Origin of the sequence: Methylobacterium nonmethylotrophicum (assembly GCF_004745635.1) — a bacterium.
Classification (GTDB): Bacteria; Pseudomonadota; Alphaproteobacteria; order Rhizobiales; family Beijerinckiaceae; genus Methylobacterium; species Methylobacterium nonmethylotrophicum.
The window spans coordinates 66,318-90,044 of record NZ_SRLB01000025.1 but is presented as its reverse complement, the minus strand read 5'-3'; the positions used below and the strand labels follow the sequence as shown (position 1 = coordinate 90,044).

Annotated in this window: 20 protein-coding genes; 6 read left to right on the top strand and 14 right to left on the bottom strand. The window is 71.6% G+C overall.

Annotation, left to right across the window (positions count from 1 at the left end):
- Window positions 1-228 precede the first annotated feature (228 nt).
- The 11 genes from EU555_RS26655 to EU555_RS26605 form a co-directional block, all read right to left on the bottom strand.
- Window positions 229-933: an SDR family oxidoreductase gene (locus tag EU555_RS26655; protein ID WP_135418407.1), complete on the bottom strand. Its 705-nt coding sequence runs from the start codon at window positions 931-933 to the stop codon at window positions 229-231.
- A gap of 55 nt (window positions 934-988) precedes the next feature.
- Window positions 989-1,522, bottom strand: a complete 534-nt coding sequence (locus tag EU555_RS26650; RefSeq protein WP_135418406.1) for a PQQ-dependent catabolism-associated CXXCW motif protein — start codon at window positions 1,520-1,522, stop codon at window positions 989-991.
- On the bottom strand, window positions 1,519-2,394 hold the full coding sequence (gene xoxJ, locus EU555_RS26645; RefSeq protein ID WP_135418419.1) for a rare earth element methanol dehydrogenase accessory protein XoxJ: 876 nt from the start codon (window positions 2,392-2,394) through the stop codon (window positions 1,519-1,521). Before xoxJ ends, EU555_RS26650 begins: the two co-directional genes overlap by 4 nt.
- Window positions 2,394-3,005: a c-type cytochrome, methanol metabolism-related gene (locus EU555_RS26640; RefSeq protein ID WP_135418405.1), complete on the bottom strand. Its 612-nt coding sequence runs from the start codon at window positions 3,003-3,005 to the stop codon at window positions 2,394-2,396. Before EU555_RS26640 ends, xoxJ begins: the two co-directional genes overlap by 1 nt.
- A gap of 153 nt (window positions 3,006-3,158) precedes the next feature.
- Entirely contained in the window at window positions 3,159-4,961 is a 1,803-nt protein-coding gene (gene xoxF5, locus EU555_RS26635; protein WP_135418404.1) for a lanthanide-dependent methanol dehydrogenase XoxF5, read from the bottom strand.
- A gap of 426 nt (window positions 4,962-5,387) precedes the next feature.
- Complete coding sequence (locus EU555_RS26630) at window positions 5,388-6,404, bottom strand: quinoprotein relay system zinc metallohydrolase 2 (protein ID WP_135418403.1); 1,017 nt, start codon at window positions 6,402-6,404, stop codon at window positions 5,388-5,390.
- Window positions 6,401-6,913 (bottom strand): tRNA (N6-threonylcarbamoyladenosine(37)-N6)-methyltransferase TrmO, encoded by a 513-nt coding sequence (gene tsaA, locus EU555_RS26625; protein WP_135418402.1) that lies wholly within the window; start codon window positions 6,911-6,913, stop codon window positions 6,401-6,403. Before tsaA ends, EU555_RS26630 begins: the two co-directional genes overlap by 4 nt.
- A gap of 340 nt (window positions 6,914-7,253) precedes the next feature.
- Entirely contained in the window at window positions 7,254-8,255 is a 1,002-nt protein-coding gene (locus EU555_RS26620) for an asparaginase (protein ID WP_135418401.1), read from the bottom strand.
- A gap of 141 nt (window positions 8,256-8,396) precedes the next feature.
- A complete protein-coding gene (locus tag EU555_RS26615; protein ID WP_135418400.1) occupies window positions 8,397-9,083 on the bottom strand; it encodes a Crp/Fnr family transcriptional regulator in 687 nt (228 codons plus the stop codon).
- Between the two features lie 143 nt (window positions 9,084-9,226).
- Window positions 9,227-10,558, bottom strand: coding sequence for a nucleotide sugar dehydrogenase (locus EU555_RS26610; protein ID WP_135418399.1), 1,332 nt, complete (start codon window positions 10,556-10,558; stop codon window positions 9,227-9,229).
- 82 nt (window positions 10,559-10,640) lie between these two features.
- Entirely contained in the window at window positions 10,641-11,141 is a 501-nt protein-coding gene (locus tag EU555_RS26605; protein WP_135418398.1) for a MarR family winged helix-turn-helix transcriptional regulator, read from the bottom strand.
- A gap of 224 nt (window positions 11,142-11,365) precedes the next feature.
- Here EU555_RS26605 and EU555_RS26600 point away from each other — a divergent pair, with 224 nt between their 5' ends.
- The 4 genes from EU555_RS26600 (at window position 11,366) to purU (ending at window position 17,405) form a co-directional block, all read left to right on the top strand.
- Window positions 11,366-12,730, top strand: a complete 1,365-nt coding sequence (locus tag EU555_RS26600) for an MFS transporter (RefSeq protein ID WP_135418397.1) — start codon at window positions 11,366-11,368, stop codon at window positions 12,728-12,730.
- Window positions 12,731-12,744: 14 nt separating this feature from the next.
- Window positions 12,745-14,349, top strand: a complete 1,605-nt coding sequence (locus EU555_RS26595) for an FAD-dependent monooxygenase (RefSeq protein WP_135418396.1) — start codon at window positions 12,745-12,747, stop codon at window positions 14,347-14,349.
- A gap of 253 nt (window positions 14,350-14,602) precedes the next feature.
- Window positions 14,603-16,471 carry an ABC-F family ATP-binding cassette domain-containing protein gene (locus tag EU555_RS26590; RefSeq protein WP_135418395.1) on the top strand — a complete coding sequence of 623 codons (1,869 nt, stop codon included), beginning with the start codon at window positions 14,603-14,605 and terminating at the stop codon, window positions 16,469-16,471.
- Between the two features lie 70 nt (window positions 16,472-16,541).
- Window positions 16,542-17,405 carry a formyltetrahydrofolate deformylase gene (gene purU / locus EU555_RS26585; protein ID WP_135418394.1) on the top strand — a complete coding sequence of 288 codons (864 nt, stop codon included), beginning with the start codon at window positions 16,542-16,544 and terminating at the stop codon, window positions 17,403-17,405.
- Here purU and EU555_RS26580 read toward each other — a convergent pair.
- Both EU555_RS26580 and EU555_RS26575 read right to left on the bottom strand, forming a co-directional pair.
- Window positions 17,395-18,336, bottom strand: coding sequence for an alginate O-acetyltransferase AlgX-related protein (locus EU555_RS26580; protein WP_135418393.1), 942 nt, complete (start codon window positions 18,334-18,336; stop codon window positions 17,395-17,397). The genes purU and EU555_RS26580 overlap by 11 nt on opposite strands.
- Before the next feature lie 20 nt (window positions 18,337-18,356).
- Window positions 18,357-19,154 carry a hypothetical protein gene (locus tag EU555_RS26575; protein WP_135418392.1) on the bottom strand — a complete coding sequence of 266 codons (798 nt, stop codon included), beginning with the start codon at window positions 19,152-19,154 and terminating at the stop codon, window positions 18,357-18,359.
- A 184-nt stretch (window positions 19,155-19,338) separates the two neighbouring features.
- Between EU555_RS26575 and EU555_RS26570 the strand changes: the two genes are divergently transcribed.
- Both EU555_RS26570 and EU555_RS26565 read left to right on the top strand, forming a co-directional pair.
- On the top strand, window positions 19,339-19,773 hold the full coding sequence (locus EU555_RS26570) for a GlcG/HbpS family heme-binding protein (protein ID WP_135418391.1): 435 nt from the start codon (window positions 19,339-19,341) through the stop codon (window positions 19,771-19,773).
- A 7-nt stretch (window positions 19,774-19,780) separates the two neighbouring features.
- Window positions 19,781-21,373, top strand: coding sequence for a peptide ABC transporter substrate-binding protein (locus EU555_RS26565; protein ID WP_135418390.1), 1,593 nt, complete (start codon window positions 19,781-19,783; stop codon window positions 21,371-21,373).
- A gap of 38 nt (window positions 21,374-21,411) precedes the next feature.
- On the opposite strand, the gene EU555_RS26560 is transcribed toward EU555_RS26565, so the two are convergent.
- Entirely contained in the window at window positions 21,412-23,559 is a 2,148-nt protein-coding gene (locus EU555_RS26560; RefSeq protein WP_245524512.1) for a TonB-dependent receptor, read from the bottom strand.
- Between the last annotated feature and the right edge of the window lie 168 nt (window positions 23,560-23,727).

Here is a 23,727-nt window from a genome sequence, read left to right as displayed (position 1 = left end):
CATGCCCCGTCTCCCGCTCCCGTCGTCAGGAGCAGGGAATCACGCCCTCGCCGCGCGTGCAATTTGCAAGGAAACCCACTGACCCACGCCAAGCCCTTGCACGCGCGAAGACGTGTGCATAACCAATCCGCGCGATCTTCCAACGATTTAGACGTTCTTCACGGCCGACGACCCTGTGGGATTGAGAGCCGTCGCGTCGAACCGGCCAATCGTGCCTGGGCCGCACCCCTACACCGACCGGGTGATCCCGCCATCCACCCGCAGGTTCTGCCCGGTGATGTAGCCCGCCCCTTCCGAGGCCAGGAAGGCGACCACGGCGGCGATCTCGTCGGCGTGGCCGTAGCGGCCGAGCGGGATGCGGTCGCGGATGCCCGGCTTCTCCGGCAGGCTGTCGATGAAGCCCGGCAGGATGTTGTTCATCCGGATGTTGTCGGGGGCGTAGCGGTCGGAGAAGAGCTTGGTGAAGGCGGCGAGCCCCGAGCGGAACACGCCCGAGGTCGGAAAGGCCTGCTCGGGCTCGAAGGCCGCGAAGGTCGAGATGTTGATGATCGCGCCGCCGCCTTGGCGCTGCATGATCGGCGTGACGAGGCGGGTCGGCCGCACCACGTTGAGGAAGTAGACCTCCATCCCGCGGGTCCAGTCCTCGTCGGTCAGGTCGAGGAGCGGACCCTTCGGCCCGTGGCCGGCGCTGTTGACCAGCACGTCGACCCGGCCCCACCGCTCCAGCGTGCGCGCGACGAGGCGCGCGAGGTCGTCCGGCGACTGGTTCGAGCCCGTCACTCCGAGCCCGCCCAGGGAGGCGGCCAGCGCCTCGCCCTTGCCCGACGAGGACAGGATCGCGATCCGGAAACCGTCGGCCGCCAGCTTGCGGGCCGCGGCGGCCCCCATGCCGCTGCCGCCGGCGGTGACGATGGCGACGCGCTCGCTGCTCATGATGCTGTTCTCCCGCTTCACGCCCGCCTCCCATGCCACAGGCGGGGCGCAGGCGTCACGGCGCGACCGGGCTCGCCCGCTCGAGGGGCAGGCCGGCCTCGGCCCAGCCGTCGGTGCCGTCCGGGTACCAGTGGACGCTCCGGTAGCCGAGGGCGAGGGCGCGCCGGGCGGCGTTCCACGACATCCAGCAGGCGCGCTGACAGAACAGCACCAGGGGTTTGTCGACATCGCCCCCGGTCGCCGCCGCGAGGCCGTGCCGGAAATAGGCCTCGGTCGCGGGCGCCAGTGCCCCGAAGCCGGTATTGGGCAGCCACTGCGCCCGCGGGATGCTGTCATGCGGCGCGTCGCGCCAGATCGTGCCGGGCGGCAGGGCGGTCGGCCGCGGCGGGCGCGGCAGCACGTCGACGAAGGCGGCGCCCTGGCGCCACAGCCGCTCGGCCTGTGCCGTGCTGACCGTCTCGGCCCCGCGCAGGGTCGCGGGCGTCGGGCTGCGGTAATCGTCCTGGCGGTAATCCTCCGGCTCAGGCGGGGCGGCCCGGGCGCCGGTCGCCGCCAGGACGAGGAGGACGGCCGCGAAGGCGCGCCTCACGGCTTCGCGTCCGCCGGCAGCAGCCGGTTCTCCTCCTCGTCGAGGAGCGGAACGGCGTAGTCGCGCAGGACCGCCTCGATCTCGGCCCGGCGCTTGCGCAGGGCGGTGTTGAGGATCCGCTTCCACTCGTTCTCGCCGTGGCGCACCCCCATGGCGATGCGGTAGGCGAGCGGCGGCCGGTCGGGCTCGTGCAGCAGCGGCACCACGGCCAGCGCGGTGCCGCTCTGCCGGGCGAGCCAGCCGGCGGCCGGTCCCCACAGCACCGCGGCGTCGAGCTTGCCCGAGGCGACGTCGGCGACGATCTCGGCCGAGACGGTCTGGTATTTGCGCGCCGGGTCGAACTGGTAGGGCGGATACGGCTTCATGGTCGGCACCAGCCCGACCGCGCCCATCCGGTCGACCGGGGGCGTGCCGACGATGACCCCGATCGCCCTGCCCTTGAGGCGCGGGTCGTCGAGCCCGGTCACGCCGTCCAGGCTGCCCTGGCGCGAGACCAGGACGTAGGTCGAGCGGTAATAGGGGTTGGTGTGCTGCACCAGCTCGCTGCCGAAGGCCGAGCCGATGATGACGTCGCACAGGCCGGTGCCCAGCGTGTTGCGCACGAAGCCCGGCCCCTGCGCGAGCCAGTAGGCGCGCTGCTTCACCTTCAGCTCGTCGGCGATGATCGCCGCGATGCGGCTCTCGAAGCCGTCGCCATGGCCATCCGCCTTGCGTTCGGAGAACGGCATCGCGCCGGGATCGGCGCAGACCCGCAGGGTGTCGGTCGTGACGAGGTCCGGCAGCGTCTGGGCCCCCGCGGGGGCGGCCAGCGCGAGGCAGGCCGCCAGGACAGGGGCCGCCGGGAGGACGGTCGAGTGGGTCGCCCGCGCCATCAGCCGCCCAGACACTCCTTCTCCTGCTTGCGCGCCGCCTCGGGCTTGTCCTCCTTGTCGCCCGGCCGCACCCGGCCCAGCGCCCCGGCGGCCCGCGCCTTCAGGTAGACGTAGAGGTCGTCCATGTAGCAGGTCACGTTCTTGTTGTCGCCGAAGGCCGGCATGACCTTCTGGGTCGAGGCGTTGACGTCCTGCTTGCCGCCCACGACGATGCCGACGAATTCCTCGTAGGAGAGATACTTCAGCGAGTCCTTCAGCGCCGGGGCGTAGGTCGAGCCCATGCCGTCCGGGCCATGGCAGACGTGGCACTCGGCGTGATAGCGGCGATAGCCGGAATAGGTGTACCAGTCGACCTTCTTGCCGGCCTCGGTGATCCGGAAGGTCGGGGTACCGGCGGCGTCGGAATACTTGCCGTCCTCCACCTTCACGGCGGCGTCCTTGGCGAGCAGCTTCTCGTCGGGCTCGGCGGTCTTGTCATTGGGGTTGAGCTGGTTGGCGAGCGCCGGGTCGGCTTTCTTGGCATCCTCAGCATGTACGGCAACCACCGCGACGGTTGCTAGGGCGAGGCCGGCCACGAACGGCCGTAGAACAGCTTTGCTGAGGTCACGCAACGGACGTTTCTCCCTGACATCTTTGGGCGGCTGGCCGGGCGCCGCTCTGTTGCCGTCCTGATCGTCATCTAATCATGGGAAGGCCGGCGCGGGAACCCGCGCCGGCCCGGACTTAGGTCTGAGTGACGTCCTCAACCGGTCCGGTGAGGACGGTCAGTTCGGCAGGTTGAAGACCGTCAGCTGGCCGCCGAGGTTGGTGTAGTTCGACAGGGCGGCGTAGCCGCCGACCGCGCCGAGGCCGGCATTCGGGTCGGTGAGGCCGGCCGCGAGGCCGATGCCGGCCCAGCCGCCGACGCCCGACAGCACGGCGATGTTCTGCTTGCCCTTGTGCTGGAAGGTCATCACGTTGCCGATGATGCCCGACGGGGTCTTGAACTTGTAGAGTTCCTTGCCCGTCTTGGCATCGACCGCCTTCAGGTAGCCCTCCAGGGTGCCGTAGAACACCACGTCGCCGGCGGTGGCGAGAGCGCCCGACCAGACCGAGAACTGCTCGGGCACCGACCACTTGATCTTGCCGGCCACGCCGTCCCAGGCGATGAAGTTGCCCATGCCGCCGTGGCTGTTGGGCGCCGGGTACATCGACAGGGTCGCACCGACATAGGGCTGGCCCGGGGTGTAGCTCACCCGGAACGGCTCGTAGTCCATGCAGACGTGGTTGGTCGGCACGTAGAACAGGTTGGTCTTGGGCGAGTAGGCCGCCGGCTGCTGGTCCTTGGAGCCGAGCGCCGCCGGGCAGATGCCCTTCGAGTTGGTGTCCTCGCCGTTCTGGTCGGTCGAGTACTTGGCGACGACGAGCGGACGGCCGTAGGTCTTCGAGGACTTGTCCTGGTCGACCTTGGTGGCCCAGTTCACCGCCGGATCGTACTTCTCGGCGACGAGCAACTCACCGGTGGCCCGGTCGAGGGTGTAGCCGAAGCCGTTGCGGTCGAAGTGGGTCAGCAGCGGCCGGTCCTTGCCGTCGACCTTCTGATCCGTGAGGATCATCTCGTTGATGCCGTCGTAATCCCACTCGTCGTGCGGGGTCATCTGGTAGACCCACTTCGCCACGCCGGTATCGGCGTCACGGGCGAAGATCGTCATCGACCACTTGTTGTCGCCCGGGCGCTGCTTCGGGTTCCAGGTCGAGGGGTTGCCGGTGCCGTAATAGACCAGGTTCAGCTTCGGGTCGTAGGAGTACCAGCCCCAGGTCGAGGCGCCGCCGGTCTTCCACTGGTCGCCTTCCCAGGTCTTGATCGACGAGTCCTTGCCGACCGGCTTGCCGAGCTCGGTGGTCTTCTCGGGGTCGATCTTCATCTCGGCGTCGGGGCCGACATTGTAGGCGCGCCAGGCCTGCTTGCCGGTCTTGAGGTCGTAGGCGGTGACGTGGCCGCGGATGCCGTACTCGGCGCCCGAGATGCCGACGATGAGCTTGTCCTTCACCGGCATCACGGTGGCGGTGTTGGTCTCGCCGATCTTCGGATCGCCGTTCTGCACCGACCAGTTCACCTTGCCGGTCTTGGCGTCGAGCGACACGATCGTGGTGTCGGCCTGGTGCAGGAAGACCGCGCCGTCGGCATAGGCCAGGCCACGGTTCACCGTGTCGCAGCACATCACCGGGATGACGTTGGGATCCTGCTTCGGCTCGTACTTCCACAGGATCTTGCCGTCCTGGTTCAGGTCGAGCGCGTAGACGATGTTCGGGAACGGCGTGTGGACGTACATGACGTCGCCGACGACCAGCGGGGCGCCTTCGTGGCCGCGCAGCACGCCGGTCGAGAACGTCCAGGCCACCTGCAGCTTGTTGACGTTGCCGGTGTTGATCTGGTCGAGCTTCGAGTAGCGCGTGTTGGCGTAGTCGACGGTCTGCAGGACCTGCTCGGCCGGGTTGGCCGTGCGCTTCAGCACGTCGTCGTTTGCCAGGGCCGGGGCGACGCCGAGGATGCCCGCGCTCACCGCAAGGAGATGGACCGCTCTCATGGATTCCTCCGACAGGTGCATTCCGCCGTGCGCCCCGACTGGAGCGCTACGAGCCGTTTCCTGTTGTTTGCGTTTGGGGACGTGTTGGCCTCGGCAGCGTGTCACAACCGGCTGCCAGCGGAACTGGCGTGCGAGGGGCCCGGGCGGGGCCTTGCCGTGTCTGCGAACCGAACACCGCCTTCCCCTGGCGGCACCGTTGAAACCGAAGCTTGAAGGAACTCTAAGAGAAAATCGGACGCCGTCAACACACCCGCCCGCGGCAGGGCGCCGCCCTCCGCCCCCGGAATCGATAACTAAGGTATACATCGCCTTGCGGTGTGCACAGCAGCATGGATTTTGTGCTCTGCAACATCAACGGTTTGTGTCGGAAGGCGTTCGCACACGAACGAGACTGCTTCGCGCCGGCCCGCGAGACCACCGCGGTTTCTATTCCCACTCCAGCTCGTGATAGGCGGTGGTGGCGTTGCGGGCGTTGAAGTCGTCGAACAGCGCCCAGGAACCCGCCTCCCCGGCCGCGGCGCGTCCCGCTTCCCCGATCGGGGCGCCGTCGCGCACCATCGCCCGCACCTGCGTCGACAAGGCCGCAAGGTAACGGTTAATCGGCGCGGCGGCGGCCGGCCACGGGACGGCGGCGGGGCCGTGGCCGGGCACGACCCGGGCGGCGGGCCGCGCGCGCAGGCGTTCGAGCACCGCGATCCAGCCGGCGAGCCGCCCGTCGAGGGCCGGGACGTGGCCTACGAACAGGAGGTCGCCGAGGAACCAGGTGTCGGTGCTCTCGTCGCGCACCGTCAGGTCGCTGTTGGTGTGGGCGGTCGGCCAGGCCTCGAGGTGCAGCACCCGCCCGCCGAGGTCGAGGTCGAGGCGGTCCGAGACGAGCAGGGTCGGGGGCACGATCCGGGTGCCGGCGAAGTCCGGCCCGACGAGGTCGGCATTGGCCCGCAGGTAGGTGTCGGCCCGGGCGGCCAGGGCCTCCGGCAGGGCCCTGTGGCCGACGAAGACCGTGCCGTCGCGCGCGGTGCCCTCCCGCGACGGCACGTCGCCCGCGAACGCGGCGTTGCCGAGCACGTGATCGGGATGGACGTGGGTGTTGACGACGTAGCGCACCGGCAGGGCCGTGCGCTGCCGCAGGGCCGCCAGGAGACGCCGCCCCGCCCGCAGGCTGCCGCCGGTGTCGATCACCGCGACCGCGTCGCGGCCGACGACGAACCCGACATTGGCGATGGCGCCGGCATTGCCGCTCCCGGCGAGCGCGTAGGGCGCGGCGTAGACGAAGACGCCCGGCGCCACCTCCTGCATCGGCAGCGGCGCCTCCGCGGTCTCGGCGGTGCCTGGCGGCGCCTGCGCCGCCTCGCTCGTCCCTGCTGCCTCCGCCGGACGCTCCGCGGCTCCGGCCGGTGCCCCGAGGAGCGTCAGGACGAGGAGCAGCGCGGCCGATCCCCTCATGCGTCCGCGATCTCCCCGCCGCCGGTCTCAGCGTCGCCCGCCTGGGGCGGCGCGAGCGGCGTGAACAGGGTGCGGTCGGGCTTGATGTCGAGGAGCGGCGTGCCGTCGAGGCAGTCGAGGCCGCGCACGTGCACGATTCCGTCCTCGACCCGGATCAGCGTGACGATGCTGGTGCCGATCGGGTTCGGCCGCACCGGCGAGCGCAGCGAGAAGGTGCCCCGCGCGGTCCCGTCGCTGGCCGGGCTCTGGCGCACGAGGTCGCGCCGCGAGCGGTCGAGCCAGTACAGCACCTCGAGCCGCGCGTAGAGCGCGACGCCGTCGAGGGCCTCGCGCCAGGGCGCAAACACCTCGATCCGGCAGGCCGGCCCGTCCGCCCGGCCCTGGCGCGGGCAGGCGAGGCGGTCGGTCCACGGGGTGCGGATGCGGCCGATGAACACGAGCCCGGCATCCGTGGGCGAAGGCGGCTCGACCGCGACCTCGCCGGCCCGGATCTCGTTCAGGCGCACCATCGACGCTCCCTCTGCGCTCCCCTGGCGCTGCTCCCCTGGGGGCGACTCTCTCCCCGCGCGAGCAGGCCGGGCCCCGACGGAGGTGTTCAGACTGCGCCGGCCCGACCTGCCGCCGGACCAACCCGCGGGGGCAGCCATCGGTCCGGCCGGCGGAGCCTAAGCAGGTTTCGCGAAAGTGGTAGCCGGTTTCGCAGCGAAAGCCTGCGACACACGCAAAAACGTGAACCGACCCTGCATCGCACCCGCAGGTCGATGCGGGACGGGTCGGAGCGGCGCCCGGCCGCCGTCCCCGGTCGCCGGTTCCATGCAGATTCCCGCGCCGGCCCGGGCGGCCCGGCTTTCAGTAGGTCGCGAAGATCTCCGCCAGGCGCGCGGGGTCGCGGGTCACCGTGAGGGCGAGCGCCAGGAGGATGCGGGCCTTCTGCGGGGTCAGGTTGTCGGCGCCGAGGATGCCGAGCGCGGCGAGCCGGGCGGTTGCCGGCACCACGCCGCTGCCGGCCCGGGTCGACTGCACCACCGCGACCCCGCCGGCCACCGCCGCCCCCAGGGCCTCGGCCTCCGCCGGCGGCGTCATGCCGGGGGCGAGCCCCGCCGACACGATGCCCTGCGCGCCCGCCGCCACGAAGGCCCGCACCGCCGTGCCGTCGGCATCGGCGTAAGCGTAGGAGATGTCGACCCGCGGCAGGGCGTCGAGGGTGCGGATGTCGAAGGGCGTGCCGGGGGCGTGACGCCGCTCCGGCCGGCGGTAGTAGCGCACATGCGGGCCGTCGACCTGGCCGAGCACGCCGAAATCCGGCGTCCGGAAGGTCTGGAGCCGGGCGACCGAGGTCTTGGTCACCTCGCGGGCGGCCTGGATCTCGTCGTTGAGCACCACCAGCACGCCGCGCCCGCGCGACTCCGGGGCGGCCGCCGTGCGCAAGGCCGCCACGAGGTTGAGGCCGGCATCGCTCGACAGGGCGCTGATCGGCCGCTGCGAGCCGACCAGCACCACCGGAAGGTCGACCGTGAGGGTCAGGCCGAGCGCGTAGGCGGTCTCCTCCAGGGTGGCGGTGCCGTGCCCGATCACGATGCCGGCGAGGTCCGGATGCTCCGCCGCCAGGCGCTCGCAGAGGAGGACGAGGTCGCGCCAGTCGGAGAATCCGATGCCCGGGCTCGTCACGGCGCGGTAGCGCACCGGCACCACCTCGGCCACGTCGCGGGCCTCCGGCACCCGCGCCAGGATCTCCTCCGCCTCCAGGCGCCGGCCGGTGGCGGTGTAGTCGAGGATGTCCAGGCTGTCGCGGCCCACCGACGAGATGGTGCCGCCGGTGCCGATGAAGGCCACCTTCGGTCGTGCGGTCATGCTGGTGAAAGACTCCGTACTCGTGCCCTCGGGCTGCACCTTGGCAGGATCCGTGCCGGCGGTCGCCCCGTCCGGATCGCGGCCCGGCCGCAGGAGACCCTACGCGTCCGCGGGAGGACCCTGCGCATCCGCAGGAAGAGGCTACGCGTCTTCCCGCAGTGCCTCCGCCACCCGCGCCTCGAGGATGTCGGGCCGGCGGATGACCAGGGCGCCGCGGGTGCGGTCGACGAGGCCTTCCTGGGCCATCACGGTGAATTCCCGCGTCACCTGCTCGCGGCGGCAGCCGATGCGGGCGGCGAGCACGTGGTGGTAGGGCGGCGGGCTCACCGCGCGCTCGCCGTCGGTGCCGGGCCGGGGCGAGGACAGGCGCAGCAGCTCGGCATAGAGCCGGTGGCGCAGGTCGAGGACCGCGTGCTCCATCAGCCGGGCATTGAGCATCCGCACGCGCTTGGCGAGCAGCCGCAGCAGCCGGTCGGCGATCGGCGGGGCCGCGAAGACGATCTCGCGAAAGACGGCGGCCGGCACCACGCAGAGCTCGCCGCGGGTGAGCGCCGTGACGTTGGCCGAGCGGCTGACCCCGTCGATGGCGGCCAGCTCGCCGAAGAACTCGCCGGCCCGCATCTCGCCCAGGATCACCTCCTTGCCCGACTGCGTCCGGTTGAGGATCCGCACCTCGCCGGAGGCGAGCAGGTAGACGTCGGTGGAGGCGTCGTCGAAATCGACCAGGATCTCGTTGGCATCGAACCGGCGCCAGATGCAGCGCGACTCGTACGGGGTCAGGTCGATGCCCGCTTCCTTGAAGAACGGAGAAACTGCGAGCCGACCCATGACGCTGTCCTCGATCCCGCCTCGATCCCGCGAACGGCCGCGGTGTCGCCCGCGTTCTTAGCCCGCCGCGGCCGCGCTCGCCAGGGCGCGGCGGGTGTTGCACCCGGGTCATGTGCCGATCAGGCAGCGGTTTTTCCCCGGTTTTACGCCTTCACGATCGTCGTTCCTGTTAGTCCATGCCGGGCCATGACGTTGCGGGTGTCGACGACGAGCCGCGCATGGGCCGCCACGAGCCGGTAATCGACGCCGTCATGGTCGGTGGCGATCAGCACGGCGTCCGCCGCCCGCAGGGTCTCGGGGGTCAGGTCGTCCGATCGCCGCCCGGCGAGTTCCGGGTGCTCGCGGGTCGGGGGCAGCACCGGCACCAGGGGGTCGTGGTAGCGGGTGCGCGCGCCCCGCGCCTCGATCAGCCGGATCAGCTTGAGGGCCGGGCTCTCGCGGGTGTCCTCGACGTTGCGCTTGTAGGCGAGGCCCAGCACCAGCACCGTCGCGCCCGAGAAGGCCCGGCCGGTCCGGTCGACGGCGGCCGCGAGGCGCTCGACCACGTGGTAGGGCATGCGCGTGTTGACCTCGCCGGCGAGCTCGACGAACCGGGCCGGCACGTCGAATTCCCGCGCCTTCCAGGCGAGGTAGAACGGGTCGATCGGGATGCAGTGGCCCCCCAGGCCCGGCCCGGGCTGGAACGGCATGAAGCCGAAGGGCTTGGTGGCCGCCGCCTGGATCACCTCCCAGACGTCGATGCCCATCGCGTCGTAGACGAGCTTCAGCTCGTTCACGAGGGCGATGTTGACCGACCGGAAGATGTTTTCCGTGAGCTTCACCGCCTCCGCGGCGGCGGCGGAGGAGACCGGCACGGTGCGCACCACGAGTGCCCCGTAGAGCGCCTCCGCCAGGCCGCGGGCGGCCGGATCGTCCGCCCCCACCACCTTGGGGATGCGGGCGGTGTCGAACTCCCCGTTGCCAGGATCCTCGCGCTCCGGCGAGTAGGCGAGGAAGAAGTCGGTGCCTGAGCGCAGGCCCCCCGCCTCCAGGATCGGCCGCATCACCTCGGCGGTGGTGCCCGGATAGGTGGTCGATTCGAGCACCACGAGCTGGCCCGGCCGCAAGGCCGCGGCGATCGCCCGGGCGGTGGCCTCGACGTAGGACAGGTCCGGCTCGCGGTGGCGGGTGAGCGGCGTCGGCACGCAGATCAGCACCGCGTCGGGCTCGTGGAGCCGCGCCATGTCGCCGGTCGCCGCGAAGGTGCCGGCCGCGAGCGCCGGGCTCAACGCCTCGCCCGGGATGTGGTGGAACGCCCCCTCGCCCCGGTTGAGCGCCGCGACCCGCCCGGGATCGACGTCGAAGCCGAGCACCGGAAAGCCGGCCCGGAGCGCGGCCAGCGCCAGCGGCAGCCCGACATAGCCGAGCCCGACGATGCCGATCAGCGCCCGGCGCTCGTGCAGGAGCGTGCGCGTCCGCGCCTCGTTCGCGTTCATGTCCGCCGCTCCCGCGTCCGTCGCGCCGCGCTCTCGGTTGATCTCTCGTGGCCAAGCTCTTGGGCGCGGCGACGGGCGGCTGTCAAATCGCTTCGGAGGACGGTGCGGGACCGCCCTCGCCCTTGGCGAGCGGCACCCGGGAGGTCGCGTCGAAGGCGCCCGTGAGCTTGCGCAGGAGCGCCAGGAAGACCGGCCGCTCCGCCGGATCGAGGGGGGCGAGGAGCTGCGCCACCGCGCGCTCGGCCGGCGCCGCCAGCCGGTCGAGGAGGTCGCTTCCGGCTTGCGTCAGCTCGAGGCTGCGGCGGCGCTTGTCGGCGGGGTCGACCACGCGGGCGACGAGGCCGCCCTCCTCCAGCGTCCTGATCACCATGCCGGTGGTCGAGCGATCCAGGCCGAGCAGCCGCGCCACCGTGATCTGGTCGATCCGCGGACGGTGCCGCAGCACGACCAGGATGCCGTACTGCGTGGTGGTGATGCCGAGGTCGTCGGTCTGGGCCAGGAACACCGACACGGCGATCTGGTGGGCGCGCCGGATCATGAAGCCGGGTCGGTCGTAGAGGTCGTCCAGGGGATCGCCGGCCATGGAATGTCGGGAGGGGAGCGAGGGGCGCTGCCTGATAGGCCGTGCGCCGGGGCCCGACAAGGCGAGGGTATCGACAAATCATCAGACGTCTGATTATTATGAGGCGTCCGGACCGCGTCCGCGAGCCTGCTGGTGCCCAGGCGCAGCACGGGCATCTCGCCTGGCGCAGCCCGGGCCCACGATCCGGGCCGTCGCGCCCGGGCCCATAAGATCCGGAGGAAACCATGGACCAGCCCCTGGGCGCCGCCGCGCGCCCGATCGACGTGACGGCGTTCATCGACGGGCAGCCGGTCGGGCGCGCCCAGATCCGGCTCCTCCTCCTCTGTGCCGCGGTCCTGTTCACCGACGGGTTCGACACCCAGGCGATCGGCTACGTCGCCCCCGAGCTGGTGCGGGACTGGTCGGTCTCCCGCGGCGCCCTGGGCCCGGTCTTCAGCGCCGGGCTCGTCGGGCTGATGCTCGGCGCCCTGGTGTTCGGCCCCCTCGCCGACCGGATCGGCAGGAAGCGTATCGTGGTTGCCAGCACCGCCGCCTTCGGGCTCGGCACGCTCGCCACCGCCTTCGCGCCGGATCTGACGACCCTGCTGGCCCTGCGCTTCCTCACCGGGCTGGGCTTGGGGGGCGCGATGCCGAACGCCGTCGCGCTGACCTCGGAATTCAGCCCGCACCGGCGCCGCGCCACCATGGTGATGACGATGTTCTGCGGCTTCTCGATCGGCGCGGCGCTCGGCGGGCTGATCGCCGCGGCGGTGATGCCGGCCTTCGGCTGGCGGGCGGTGTTCGTGATCGGTGGGGCGGTGCCGCTGCTGCTGGTGCCGGTCCTGGTCCGGGCGCTGCCCGAATCGGTCCGCTTCCTCGCCGCCTCGGGACGCGCGGATGCGCGGGCCGCCGCGATCCTCAGGCAGACGTTTCCGGCGGCGGCCCTGCCGCCCGGCGCGCGCTTTACCGTCCACGAGCCGGCCCTCGACGGGATGCCGGTGGCCCACCTCTTCTCCGACGGCCGGGCCCGCACGACCGTGCTGCTCTGGGTCGTGTTCTTCATGAGCCTGCTCGACCTCTACTTCCTGTCGAACTGGCTGCCGACGGTGCTGAACGACCTCGGCGCCTCGGTCCCGGTCGCGGCCGTCGTCGGCTCGCTGCTCCAGGTCGGGGGCGTGGCCGGCACGATCACCCTCGGGCGGCTGATCGACCGGTTCTCCTTCGGCGCGCTGGCGCTCACCTACCTGGTGGCGGCCGGGGCCGTCGCGGCGATCGGCGCCTCGGCCCACGCGGTGGTGCCGGCGGCGCTCGCGATCTTCGCCGCCGGCTTCTGCATCGTCGGCGGCCAGATCGCCTCGAACGCGCTCGCCGCCGCGGCCTACCCGACCGCGATCCGGGCGACCGGCATCGGCTGGGCGCTCGGCATCGGCCGGGTCGGGTCGATCGTCGGCCCGCTCGTCGGCGGCGCGCTCCTGGCGCTGCACTGGGCGACCGGCGAGCTCTTCCTCGTCGCGGCCGTGCCGGCGCTCTGCGCCGCGCTCGCCGCCCTGGCGCTCGCCCGCGGACGTCCCGCCCCGCAAACCCGCCCCGCCGCCGCCACCGGCCACTGACGACCGAGACCGCCATGTCCGACGCCTCCTCCCCTTCCGCCGACATCGTCATCGTGGGCGGCGGCCCGGTCGGGACCGGGCTCGCCATCGACCTCGCCCAGCGCGGCATCCGCTCCGTCCTGGTCGAGCGCTATCCCGAGCCGCAGCCGATCCCGCGGGGCCAGAACCTGACCCAGCGCACGATGGAGCACTTCCACTTCTGGGGCTGCGAGGCGGAGCTGCGCGCCGCCCGCACGGTGCCGCGCGGCTACGGCATCGGTGGCCTCACCGCCTACGGCACGCTTCTGAGCGGCCACACCTACGACTGGCTCCAGCGCGAGCTGGTGCGGCCCTACTACTTCACCGACAATGAGCGCCTGCCGCAATACGCCACCGAGGCGGTGTTGCGCCGGCGCGCCGCGGCGCTGCCGCAGATCGAGGCCTTGTACGGCTGGTCGGCCGAGGCCGTGACGCAGGACGAGGCCGGCGTGCGCGTGGCCCTCGCGGCGCGGGACGGCTCGGGGCGGCGGAGCTTGCGCGCGTCTTACGCGGTCGGCTGCGACGGCAGCCGCTCGGTCGTGCGCGAGGCGGCCGGCATCACCCAGACCCGCCAGGACCACGACCGGCTGATGGTGCTGCTGGTCTTCCGCTCGCACGAACTGCACCGGCTGCTGGAGCGCTTCCCCTGCAAGTCGTTCTACAACGTCCTGCATCCGGAGCTGAAGGGCTACTGGCGCTTCTTCGGCCGGGTCGATCTCGGCACGACCTGGTTCTTCCACGCCCCCGTCCCGCCCGGCACCACCCGCGACAATTACGACTTCGCCGCCCTGCTGCACGAGGCGGTCGGGGCCACGTTCGACGTCGCGATCGAGCATGTCGGCTTCTGGGACCTGCGCTTCGCCACCGCCGACAGCTACCGCGCCGGGCGCCTGTTCATCGCGGGCGACGCCGCCCACAGCCACCCGCCCTATGGCGGCTACGGCATCAATACCGGCTTCGAGGACGCCGCCAACCTCGCCTGGAAGCTCGCCGCATCCCTGAAGGGCTGGGCCGGCCCGGCCCTCCTCGATTCCTACACCGCGGAGCGCCGGCCGGTCTTCGCCTCGACGGCGCGGGACTTCATCGAGCGGGCGATCCGCGACGACCGCGAGTTCCTGGAGACCCACGACCCCGCCCGCGACCCCGACGCCTTCGCGACCGCCTGGGCGGAGCGCGGCAGCGGCGCGAAGTCGGAGGTCGGCGCCTACGCGCCGCACTATGCCGGCTCGCCGATCGTCCCGGCCGAGCCCGGCGCCGCCCCGAGCGCCGTGGGCTCCCACGCCTTCGCGGCCCGGGCCGGCCGGCATCTGACGCCGCTCACGCTCTCCGACGGGCGCAGCACCTACGAGGCGCTCGGCCCCGACTTCACCCTCCTGGCGATCGGCGAGGGCCGGCGGCAGGCCGGCGCCTTCGCGCGGGACGCCGCTGCCCTCGGCGTGCCCCTGACGGTGGTCGAGGATCCGGGCTCCGACGATCTCGCGCGCTACGAGGCGAGCCTGGTCCTGGTGCGGCCCGACCAGTTCGTGGCCTTCGCGGGCGCCGGGCCCGCCGACGACCCGGCGGCGATCCTCGCCCGGGCGGTCGGCGGGACGGCGTCATAGAGCTCGTCCGTCACCGGCTTCTCTCTTCTCTCCCAGCCGCGACCTCATCCTGAGGCGCGAACGAAGTGAGCCTCGAAGGAGGGCTCCAGAAGCCACCGCGATCTCTGGAGCCCTCCTTCGAGGCTCACTTCGTTCGCGCCTCAGGATGAGGTCGCGGGTATGATTGCAGGTTCCGAGCATATCGACGTCGTGAACCGTCGGGCCCGATGCGGCGCCCCTTGCCTCCCACGCCCGCCACCCCCACAACGCGGCCATGCTCCGCGTGAACGACCTCACCTACCGGATCGGCGACCGCCTGATCCTCGACCAAGCCGGCTTCGCCCTGCCCGAGGGCGCGCGCGTCGGGATCGTCGGGCGCAACGGCGCCGGCAAGACCACGCTGTTTCGCATCATCCAGGGCGAGATCCCGACCGAGGGCGGCACGATCGGGCTGCCGAAGGGCACGCGGATCGGCGGCGTGGCGCAGGAGGCGCCGGCCGGCCCCGAGACCCTGCACGCGGTGGTCCTCGCCGCCGACACCGAGCGCACGCGGCTCATGGAAGAGGCCGAGACCGCCGACGGGTTGCGCCGGGCCGAGATCGAGACGCGGCTCGTCGACATCGACGCCCATTCGGCACCCGCCCGGGCGGCCGCGATCCTGCACGGCCTCGGCTTCGACGCGGAAGCGCAGGGGAAGCCCTGCGCCGACTTCTCCGGCGGCTGGCGCATGCGGGTGGCGCTCGCCGCGGTGCTCTTCTCGGAGCCGGACCTGCTTCTCCTCGACGAGCCGACCAACTACCTCGACATCGAGGGCACGCTCTGGCTCTACGACTACCTCGAGCGCTATCCGCGCACGGCGCTGATCATCAGCCACGACCGGGACCTCCTCGACACCTCGGTCGACCACATCCTCCACCTCGACCGCGGCAAGCTCACGCTCTATCGCGGCGGCTACACCGCGTTTGCCCGCCAGCTCGCCGAGAAGCGCATGCTCCAGGCCAAGGCCCGGGCCAAGCAGGAGGCCGAGCGCGCCCATCTCCAGAGCTTCGTCGACCGCTTCAAGGCCAAGGCCACCAAGGCGCGCCAGGCCCAGTCGCGGATGAAGCGGCTGGCCAAGATGGAGCCGATCGCGGCGCTCATCGAGGACGACGTGCCGGTGATCCACCTGCCGAGCCCGGAGCGGGCGCTGTCCCCGCCCCTCGTCGCGATGGAGCGGGTCCAGGCCGGCTATCCGGACCGCACGGTGCTGACCGGCCTCAACCTGACGCTCGCCCCCGACGACCGGGTGGCGCTCTTGGGGGCCAACGGCAACGGCAAGTCGACCTTCTGCAAGCTCATCGGCGGCCGGCTCGAGCCGCTCTCGGGCGAGGTGCGGCGCTGGGGCAAGATGAACGTCGCCTATTTCGCCCAGCACCAGCTCGACGAGCTGAGGCCCGCCGAGAGCGCCTACGCCCATGTCCGCGACCTGATGCCGGACGTGCCGGAGGCCCGTGCCCGCGCGGCCGCCGCCCGCCTTGGATTCCCCGGCCACAAGGCCGACACCCCGGTCTCGCAGCTCTCCGGCGGCGAGAAGGCGCGGCTCCTGATGGGCCTGGCCGCCTTCCACGGCCCGCACCTCCTGATCCTCGACGAGCCGACCAACCACCTCGACATCGAGAGCCGCCAGGCGCTGGTCGAGGCGATCAACGACTACGAGGGCGCCGTGATCCTGGTGAGCCACGACCGCTTCCTGGTCGAGGCCTGCGCCGACCGGCTCTGGCTCGTGCGCAACGGCACCGTGAAGCCCTTCGACGGCGACATGGACGATTACCGCCGCCTGGTGCTCGCCGGCCCGGAAACGGAGGGCGCGAAGGCTCCGGAGCCGTCGGGCGGCATGAAGGCGGTGGAGCGCCGCTCCAACGCCGAGCGCCGGGCGGCGCTCGCGCCGTTGCGCCGCAAGCTCGAGGCCGTGGAGGCGCGCATGGCGAAGCTCTCGGCCGCCATCGCCAAGATCGACGCGGCGCTCGCCGACGGCACCGCCTTCCGCACCGACGCGACGAAGGCCGGCGAGCTCGCCCGCATGCGCGCGGAGGCCGCATCGGCCTTGGGAACGGCCGAGGAGGAGTGGCTGGAGGTGAGCGGGGAGCTGGAGGCGGAGGGGTAGCAAGGCTTCACCTCCCCGCCCGGATCGCTTAGGGCGGGACCGTCCTTGCAAGCCGGCGGCCCGAGCGCTCATGACCACCCCCTCCTACGTCCTCTCCCTCTCCTGCACCAACGTCCCGGGGATCGTGGCCGGCGTCTCGGCCTACCTGTTCGAGGCCGGCTGCAACATCCTCGACGCGCAGCAATTCGACGACGTCGAGACCGGCCGCTTCTTCATGCGCCTCGTGTTCAACCCGGTGCGGGGCGAGCCGGGGCGAGAGACGCTGGCCGAGGGCTTCGCGGCGGTGGCGCAGCGCTTCGGCATGGACTGGACCTTGCGCGACCGGGCCGAGCGGCGGCGGGTGATGCTGCTCGTCTCCCGTTTCGACCACTGCCTGAACGACCTCCTCTACCGCTGGCGCATCGGCGAGTTGCCGATGGAGGTCTGCGCCGTCGTGGCGAACTACCCGCGCGAGACCTACGGCGCGGCCGACCTCGCCGGCGTGCCGTTCCACCACCTGCCGATCACGCCCGAGACCAAGCCGCAGCAGGAGGCCGCCCTGTGGCGGCTCGTCGAGGAGACCGGGGCAGAGCTCGTCGTGCTCGCCCGCTACATGCAGATCCTGTCGGACGACCTCGCCAAAAAACTCGCCGGGCGCTGCATCAACATCCACCACTCGTTCCTGCCCGGCTTCAAGGGCGCCAAGCCCTATCACCAGGCCCACGAGCGCGGCGTGAAGCTGATCGGCGCCACCTCGCACCTCGTCACCGGCGACCTCGACGAGGGGCCGATCATCGAGCAGGACGTCGAGCGCATCTCGCACCGCGACACCCCCGAGGACCTCGTGCGCAAGGGCCGGGACATCGAGCGCCGGGTGCTGGCCCGCGCGGTGCGCTACGTGCTGGAGGACCGGGTGATCGCCAACGGCCGCAAGACGGTGGTGTTCACGGATTAGGAACCGCGAGATCCGGGCGCTCCGCCAGGAGCCGGGTGATCTTCTCGTCCGCGAAGCGCTCGACCGCGAACCCGTCGTCGGGCAGACGCGCCATGTAGCGCTCGGCGGATTCGGTGAGCAGGATGTCCGGACGCAGACGCTCGACGAGGGTCCAGTCGATCTCCGCCGACCAGACGAAGTGCACGCAGCGGAACGTCTCGGCGAGCATGCTGGTGAGCCCGATGCGGCCATAGCCCGAGTAGGACGACCCGAACAGCACCAGCGTGCGCGGATCCGCCGCCGGGTCGTCGTTCCGGAAGCCGACATAGATGCCGGTGTGGAGGTTGAGTTCCGGTTGGCGCTCGGCCAGCGCGTGGAGGCGGTTCTGCGCTGCGATCCGGGCACGCTGCCGGATATCGTGGACGGTGCTGGTCTCAGGGACCGGGTATTGCAGCTTCTCGCCGAGATCCATGAACCGCGTGACGGTGTAGGCCGGGCACGTCGCCAGCATGTCGGTGATCGCCGCCGCGCCGCAGGCGTCGCAGATCGCCCGGTAGGCGACGAAGGTTCCCGCCGAGGTCCAGTGCGTGTCGGTTCGGAAGTACAGGTCCGCGTCGTCGCGCTGGTGCCGCAGGGGTGTGAGGGCGTCGACCCACAGGCGCCGCCCGGAGGCGGTCAGGCGCAGGAGCCGCCCCAGGCGCCGCGTCGGCGAGCGCGCCGCCCGCACCGGGCCTGCGCCGAAGAACTTCTGGTCATAGACGCTCAGCTTCTCGGGCGAGGACAGGTGCAGGTAGCGGATGCCGAGCCGCTCCGTCCGGTCCGCCCGCGCCAGCAGCAGCCTGCGCCAATCCCGCAGCATCCGCCACACCGGCCGGGTGTTGTCGTAGAGGTCGGCGGCGCGGTTGGTCCCGACGGTCAGGAACAGCCAGCCGTCGCGACCGATATGGAACATCGTTCGAATCCTTGTCCGGCTCAGATCGCGCCGTGGTTCGCCCGGGTCCGGCGCCCGACGACGGCGTAGAACGTGCGGGCGCGGCCGCCGAGCGGGCGGCGATGAAACGCGATCCGGGTCTCGCCGAAGCCGATGACCTCGAGCCAGTGCACGACCGTCGCCGGCGAGATCCGCCACCAGCCCTGGAACGGGTTGTTCTGGTCGGGCCGGGGCACGAAGGCCAGGGCGTCCCGCCGTGCCGCCGCCAGGCGCGCGAGCCAGGACGGGGCGAACCACGGGTGCTGCGGCAGCAGGCCGGTGACCACGGCGGTTTCCTGGACGAGGCGCAGGGCGCCGTGCAGCGCCCGGAACGGGTCGCGAATCTGCGCAAGCGACCCGACGACCGCGACATCGACGGGGCCGATCGCCTCGGGGATGGCGTAGAGGCAGCCCTCGACCCGCTCCGCCCGGGAGCCGAGGGCTGCGTGGCAGAACCGATAGGCGCGGGCGATCCGGGCCTGATGGACGTCGAGCAGCGGTCTGAGATGCGACGGGGACGGGCCGTCGCAGAACGGCACGAGATCCCAGTGCCGGCCGTCGGCCCGGTCGTACGACACCACGTCGGCGCCCAGGGCCTCCATCGCGAAGGTGGTGAAGCCGCTGAGCGTGCAGGCATCGAGCACCCGCTTGCCTTCGAGGGGAACGCTGCCGAGGCAGGCGTGGAAATCCTGTCGCAGGTCGATCTCGCCGCGGAGCGTGCCGTGGCCCGGGACATCGATCGCGTGGGTGACGTGGAGATCGTCGGGGATGCCCGCGCGAGCGGGATCGCGGTTCGGCATGATTGCCCGGAGGGACGCTGAAGTCGGGTGGGTCGTGGGCAGGTAGCATGGCGGTCCGGAGCCGGCAACGCGCGCCGCGCGGCCCCCGGCCGTCGCGCCGCTTGGCGCCGACCGCCCCGGCGGGTAAAGCCCGGGGCGATCCGGGCGGAAGGACCCGCCCGCGCGACGACCCGGAGCCTGCCAGATGTCCGACCTCACCCTCGACGCCGCCTCGACGATCGTGGCGGGCGCCCTCAAGGCCGGCCGCGACCTCGGGCTCAAGCCCCTGGCGGTGGTGGTGCTCGACGCCCGCGGCGCCCTGAAGGCGGCCAGCGTCGAGGACGGCACCAGCCTCAAGCGGGCCGAGATCGCCGCCGGCAAGGCCAACGGGGCGCTGGCGCTCGGCATCGGCTCGCGGGCCATCGCAAAACGGGCCGAGGAGCAGGCCTACTTCATCGCCGCCGTGACCCATGCGGCGGGCCCGGCCGGCCTCATCCCGGTGCCGGGCGGCGTGCTGATCCGGCGCGACGGCGCGCTCGTCGGGGCCGTCGGCATCTCGGGCGACACTTCCGACAACGACGAGAAGGCGGCGGTGGCCGGGATCGAGGCCGCCGGGCTCCAGGCCCAGACCGGCGCCTGAGCCGGCGATGCGGCGCCGCGACCTCCTGGCGGGCTTCGGCGCCGCGACCCTGGGAGCCGCAACCCCCGCCCGGGCCGCCGGTCCGGCGGCCTACCGGCGGGGCAACGGCGCCGATCCCGAGACCCTCGACCCGCACAAGACCTCGACCGTGGCCGAGGCGACGATCCTCCTCGACCTCTACGAGGGCCTGAGCACCTACGGCCCCGACGGCACCCTGGTGCCGGGCGCCGCCGCGCGCTGGACCACCTCCGCCGACGGCCTGACCTGGACCTTCGCCCTGCGCCCCGACGGGCGCTGGTCGAACGGCGACCCGGTGACGGCGGAGGACTTCGTGCACGGCTTCCGGCGCATGCTCGATCCGGCGACGGGCGCCAAGTACGCGAGCGTGCTGGCGGCGATCCGCAACGCCGAGGCGGTCAACCGCGGGGCGATGCCGGTCGATGCGGTCGGCGTCGCGGCGCCCGATCCCCTCACGGTGGTGATCACCCTCGCCCAGCCGACGCCCTACTTCGTCGAGCTGATGACCCACCAGGCGAGCCTGCCGGTCCACCGCCCGTCTCTCGCGCGCTTCGGCGCGGCCTTCACCCGGCCCGGCAACCACGTGTCGAACGGCGCCTACCTCCTCCAGGATTTCTCCCCCAACGACCGCATCACCGCGACCCGCAACCCGCATTTCCGCGACGCCGCCGCGGTGGCGATCCCGCAGGTCGAGTACATCCCGACCCCGGACCTCGCCGCCGCGGTGCGCCGCTTCGCCGCCGGCGAGATCGATTCCCTCGACGACCTGCCCGCCGACCAGGTGCGGAGCCTCAGGAAGCGCTTCGGCGAGCAGGTGGTGCTCAACCCTGCCCTCGGCGTGCTGGCGCTGATGGTCAACCTGCGCAAGCGCCCCCTCGACGATGCGCGGGTGCGCCGGGCCCTGTCGCTCGCCATCGACCGCGAGTTCCTGGCCGAGGCGGTCTGGGGCGAGACGATGCTGCCGGCCTATTCCCTCACCCCCACCGGGCTCGACAACGCGCTCCCGCCGCCCGTGATGCCGGGCCGGGACCTCTCGCCGCTCGAGCGCGAGGACGCGGCGGTCGCGCTCCTGCGCGAGGCCGGCTACGGGCCGGGCGCCAAGCCGCTCACGGTCGAGCTGCGCTACAACATCACCGACAACAACCGGAACACCATGGTGGCGATCGCCGACCTGTGGCGCCCGCTCAACGTCGCCACCTCCTTCGCGGCCACCGACGCCAAGACCCATTTCGCCTATCTGCGCGACGGCGGCCCGTTCGACATCGCCCGGATGAGCTGGCTGGCCGACTACGCCGACCCGCAGAACTTCCTCTTCCTGGTCGAGAGCGGCAATGACGGCTTCAACGCGGGGCGCTACGCCAGCCCGGCCTACGACGCGCTGATGCGCGACGCCGCCCGGGAGACCGACCTCGAGGCCAGGGCGCGGATCCTCTACCGCGCGGAAGAGGTCTTCCTCGCCGACCTGCCCTGGATCCCGCTGCTGCACTACCGGCACAAGCACCTGATCGGGCCGCGCCTGCGCGGCGTCGTGCCCAACCTGCGCGGCGTGTCGCCGACCCGCTGGCTGTCGCTCGCGCCCTGATCCCGGCCGGTCCGCCGTCGCTGGGAACCGGGCGATCATCAGAACCGCGCGATCACCTGCACCCGCACGGTGCGCGAGGCGCCCGGGCTGATGTTGTTGTTGGCATCCGCCGTGGCGATGTAGCGGCGGTCGAACAGGTTCTCGATGTTCACCTGCGCCCGCACCCCCTCCGAGACCTGGTAGAACAGGCCGAGGTCGAAGCGGGTGACGCTCGGCAGGCGCACGGCGTTGTCGGACGACGCGAAGGTGTGGGTCTGGTTGATGACCCCGATGCCCACCGCGAATTCGGGCGTCAGGTTGAACTTGTTCCACAGGGTGATGGCGTTGAACGGGACCAGCGCGACGGTGTTGCCGGCCAGGATCGCGGTCGCGCCGGAGCTGAAGCCGCGGACCACCCGGGCGTCGGTGAAGGCGTAGCCGCCGGCGATCTGCCACCAGTCGGTGACGAAGCCGTTGGCGCCGATCTCGGCGCCCTTGGTGTTGGTCTGGCCGGTGGTGAGGAAGTAGCCGGGCCGGTTCGGGTCGGCGAAGCGCTGGTTGTAGCGGTCGAGGTCGTAGAGCGCGCCGGTGAGCTGCAGCACCGGCGAGACGTCCCACTTCACGCCGATCTCGCGGTTCTCGAACCGCTCCGGCACCGCGATCGACAGGCCCGGGGTCAGGGAGGAGAACTGGTCGCCGGCCGAGGGCAGGTAGGAGACGCTGTAGCTGCCGTAGAAGGCCAGGTTCTCCCACGGCTTCACCACGAAGCCGGCCCGCGGCGAGACCAGGTCGTCGACGCGGGCGGTGGTGACCCGGGTGCCGCGGTCGGTCGCCGCGAAGTCGAAATGATCGTAGCGCACGCCGCCGATCAGCTGCAGGTGCGGCGAGATCTCGACCTGGTCCTGGATGTAGGCCGCCGCGAGGCCGAGGTCGTAGCGGCTGTTGTTGCCGCCGTTGTAGCGGAAATTGACCGGCACCCGCGAGACCGGCGAGAGCGGGTTCACCACGAGCGACGTCGTGCCGGTGGTCGCGAAGAAGCCGTCCTGCCGGAAGGCGAGGCCGGTCTGGTAGCCGAGCTCGAAGCCGCCGAGCAGGGTATGGGCGAGCGGCCCGGTGGCGAACTTGTAGGTGAAGTCGTTCTGGCTGAAGTAGTTCGTTCGCGGCGTGGCGTTGTTGTAGGCGCTCAGCGTCATGCTGGTGCCGGCGGCGTTGACGGCGCTGCCCGGGAAGACGTTCTGGTAGAACTTGTCGTAGTCGGCGAAGCGCAGCTGGCTGTGCAGCTGCACGCCGGATTCGAAGCGGTGGTCGAGGGTCGCGGTGGCGATGTGGGCGTCGACCCTTGCGTAGCTGAGGTCCGGGTTGCCGAAGAAGGTCGTGGTGTTCTGCCGGTAGCGGTAGGGCCGCCCGAACTGCGAGGGGATGCCGCGGTCGGTGACGCGGTCGTCGTGGAAGTACTCGTAGGAGAGCTTGAGCGTGGTGTCGGGGCCGAGCAGCAGCGTCCCGGTCGGGTTGACGCCGTAGCGGCGGATATGGCCGAAATCGCGGAAGGTGTCGGTGTCCTCGACGACGCCGTTGAGGCGGAAGAAGGCGCTGTCCGACAGGCGGTCGCCGATGTCGAGGGCGAGGCGCTTGTTCCAGAACTGGCCGCCCTGGGCGACGATCTCGCGGATCGGGATCCCGTCGGCCTCCTTCAGCACCCGGTTGATGACGCCGCCGCCGCCGCCGCGGCCGAACGTCATGGCGTTGGGACCCTTGAGCACCTCGATCCGCTCGATGTTGTAGAGATCGCGAAAATACTGGACGTCGTCGCGGATGCCGTTGACGAAGAAGTCGGCGTTCGAGCGCTGGCCGCGGATCACCACGTCGTCGCGGTTGCCCTCGCCCTGGTGCGGGATCACGCCCGGCACGTAGCGGATCGCCTCGGTGAGGCTCTGGAAGCCCTGGTCGCGGATCTGCTCGCGCGTCACCACGCTGACCGATTGCGGCGTGTCGATCAACGGGGTGTCGGTGCGGGTCGCCGTGGCGGTGCGCCGGGTGAGGTAGCCGACCGTGTCGCCGCGGCCCGCCCCGCCCCTCGCTCCCGCTACGTCGATCGTCTCGAGCGGGATCTCGCCCTCGGGCACCGGTTGCGCCCGGGTCGCGGCCGGGGCCAGCATCGTGGAGGCGAGCAAAATCGTGGCGCGGACGCGCGCAGCCGGCTTCGTCATCGGTCGTCGTTCCGGAAGATTGGACAATCGTCTCGCGAGGGGCGCCCTGGTCTCGCGAGACTTCGGTTGCCATTGCAGGCGCCGGCGCGCTCGGCAATCCTGTGCCGGGCGGAAACAAACAGGACTTGTTTTTATCTGTTATAAGATGAAATCGACGGGACGCGGCGA

Bases quoted from the DNA above. Each gene is read 5' to 3' on its own strand.
- EU555_RS26655 (WP_135418407.1), bottom strand. From the start codon at position 933: ATGAGCAGCGAGCGCGTCGCCATCGTCACCGCCGGCGGCAGCGGCATG.
- xoxF5 (WP_135418404.1), bottom strand. From the start codon at position 4,961: ATGAGAGCGGTCCATCTCCTTGCGGTGAGCGCGGGCATCCTCGGCGTC.
- EU555_RS26560 (WP_245524512.1), bottom strand. From the start codon at position 23,559: ATGACGAAGCCGGCTGCGCGCGTCCGCGCCACGATTTTGCTCGCCTCC.
- EU555_RS26575 (WP_135418392.1), bottom strand. From the start codon at position 19,154: ATGCCGAACCGCGATCCCGCTCGCGCGGGCATCCCCGACGATCTCCAC.
- tsaA (WP_135418402.1), bottom strand. From the start codon at position 6,913: ATGGTGCGCCTGAACGAGATCCGGGCCGGCGAGGTCGCGGTCGAGCCG.
- EU555_RS26570 (WP_135418391.1), top strand. From the start codon at position 19,339: ATGTCCGACCTCACCCTCGACGCCGCCTCGACGATCGTGGCGGGCGCC.
- xoxJ (WP_135418419.1), bottom strand. From the start codon at position 2,394: ATGGCGCGGGCGACCCACTCGACCGTCCTCCCGGCGGCCCCTGTCCTG.
- EU555_RS26580 (WP_135418393.1), bottom strand. From the start codon at position 18,336: ATGTTCCATATCGGTCGCGACGGCTGGCTGTTCCTGACCGTCGGGACC.
- EU555_RS26630 (WP_135418403.1), bottom strand. From the start codon at position 6,404: ATGAGGGGATCGGCCGCGCTGCTCCTCGTCCTGACGCTCCTCGGGGCA.
- EU555_RS26610 (WP_135418399.1), bottom strand. From the start codon at position 10,558: ATGAACGCGAACGAGGCGCGGACGCGCACGCTCCTGCACGAGCGCCGG.
- EU555_RS26600 (WP_135418397.1), top strand. From the start codon at position 11,366: ATGGACCAGCCCCTGGGCGCCGCCGCGCGCCCGATCGACGTGACGGCG.
- EU555_RS26595 (WP_135418396.1), top strand. From the start codon at position 12,745: ATGTCCGACGCCTCCTCCCCTTCCGCCGACATCGTCATCGTGGGCGGC.
- EU555_RS26620 (WP_135418401.1), bottom strand. From the start codon at position 8,255: ATGACCGCACGACCGAAGGTGGCCTTCATCGGCACCGGCGGCACCATC.
- EU555_RS26615 (WP_135418400.1), bottom strand. From the start codon at position 9,083: ATGGGTCGGCTCGCAGTTTCTCCGTTCTTCAAGGAAGCGGGCATCGAC.
- EU555_RS26565 (WP_135418390.1), top strand. From the start codon at position 19,781: ATGCGGCGCCGCGACCTCCTGGCGGGCTTCGGCGCCGCGACCCTGGGA.
- EU555_RS26590 (WP_135418395.1), top strand. From the start codon at position 14,603: ATGCTCCGCGTGAACGACCTCACCTACCGGATCGGCGACCGCCTGATC.
- purU (WP_135418394.1), top strand. From the start codon at position 16,542: ATGACCACCCCCTCCTACGTCCTCTCCCTCTCCTGCACCAACGTCCCG.
- EU555_RS26605 (WP_135418398.1), bottom strand. From the start codon at position 11,141: ATGGCCGGCGATCCCCTGGACGACCTCTACGACCGACCCGGCTTCATG.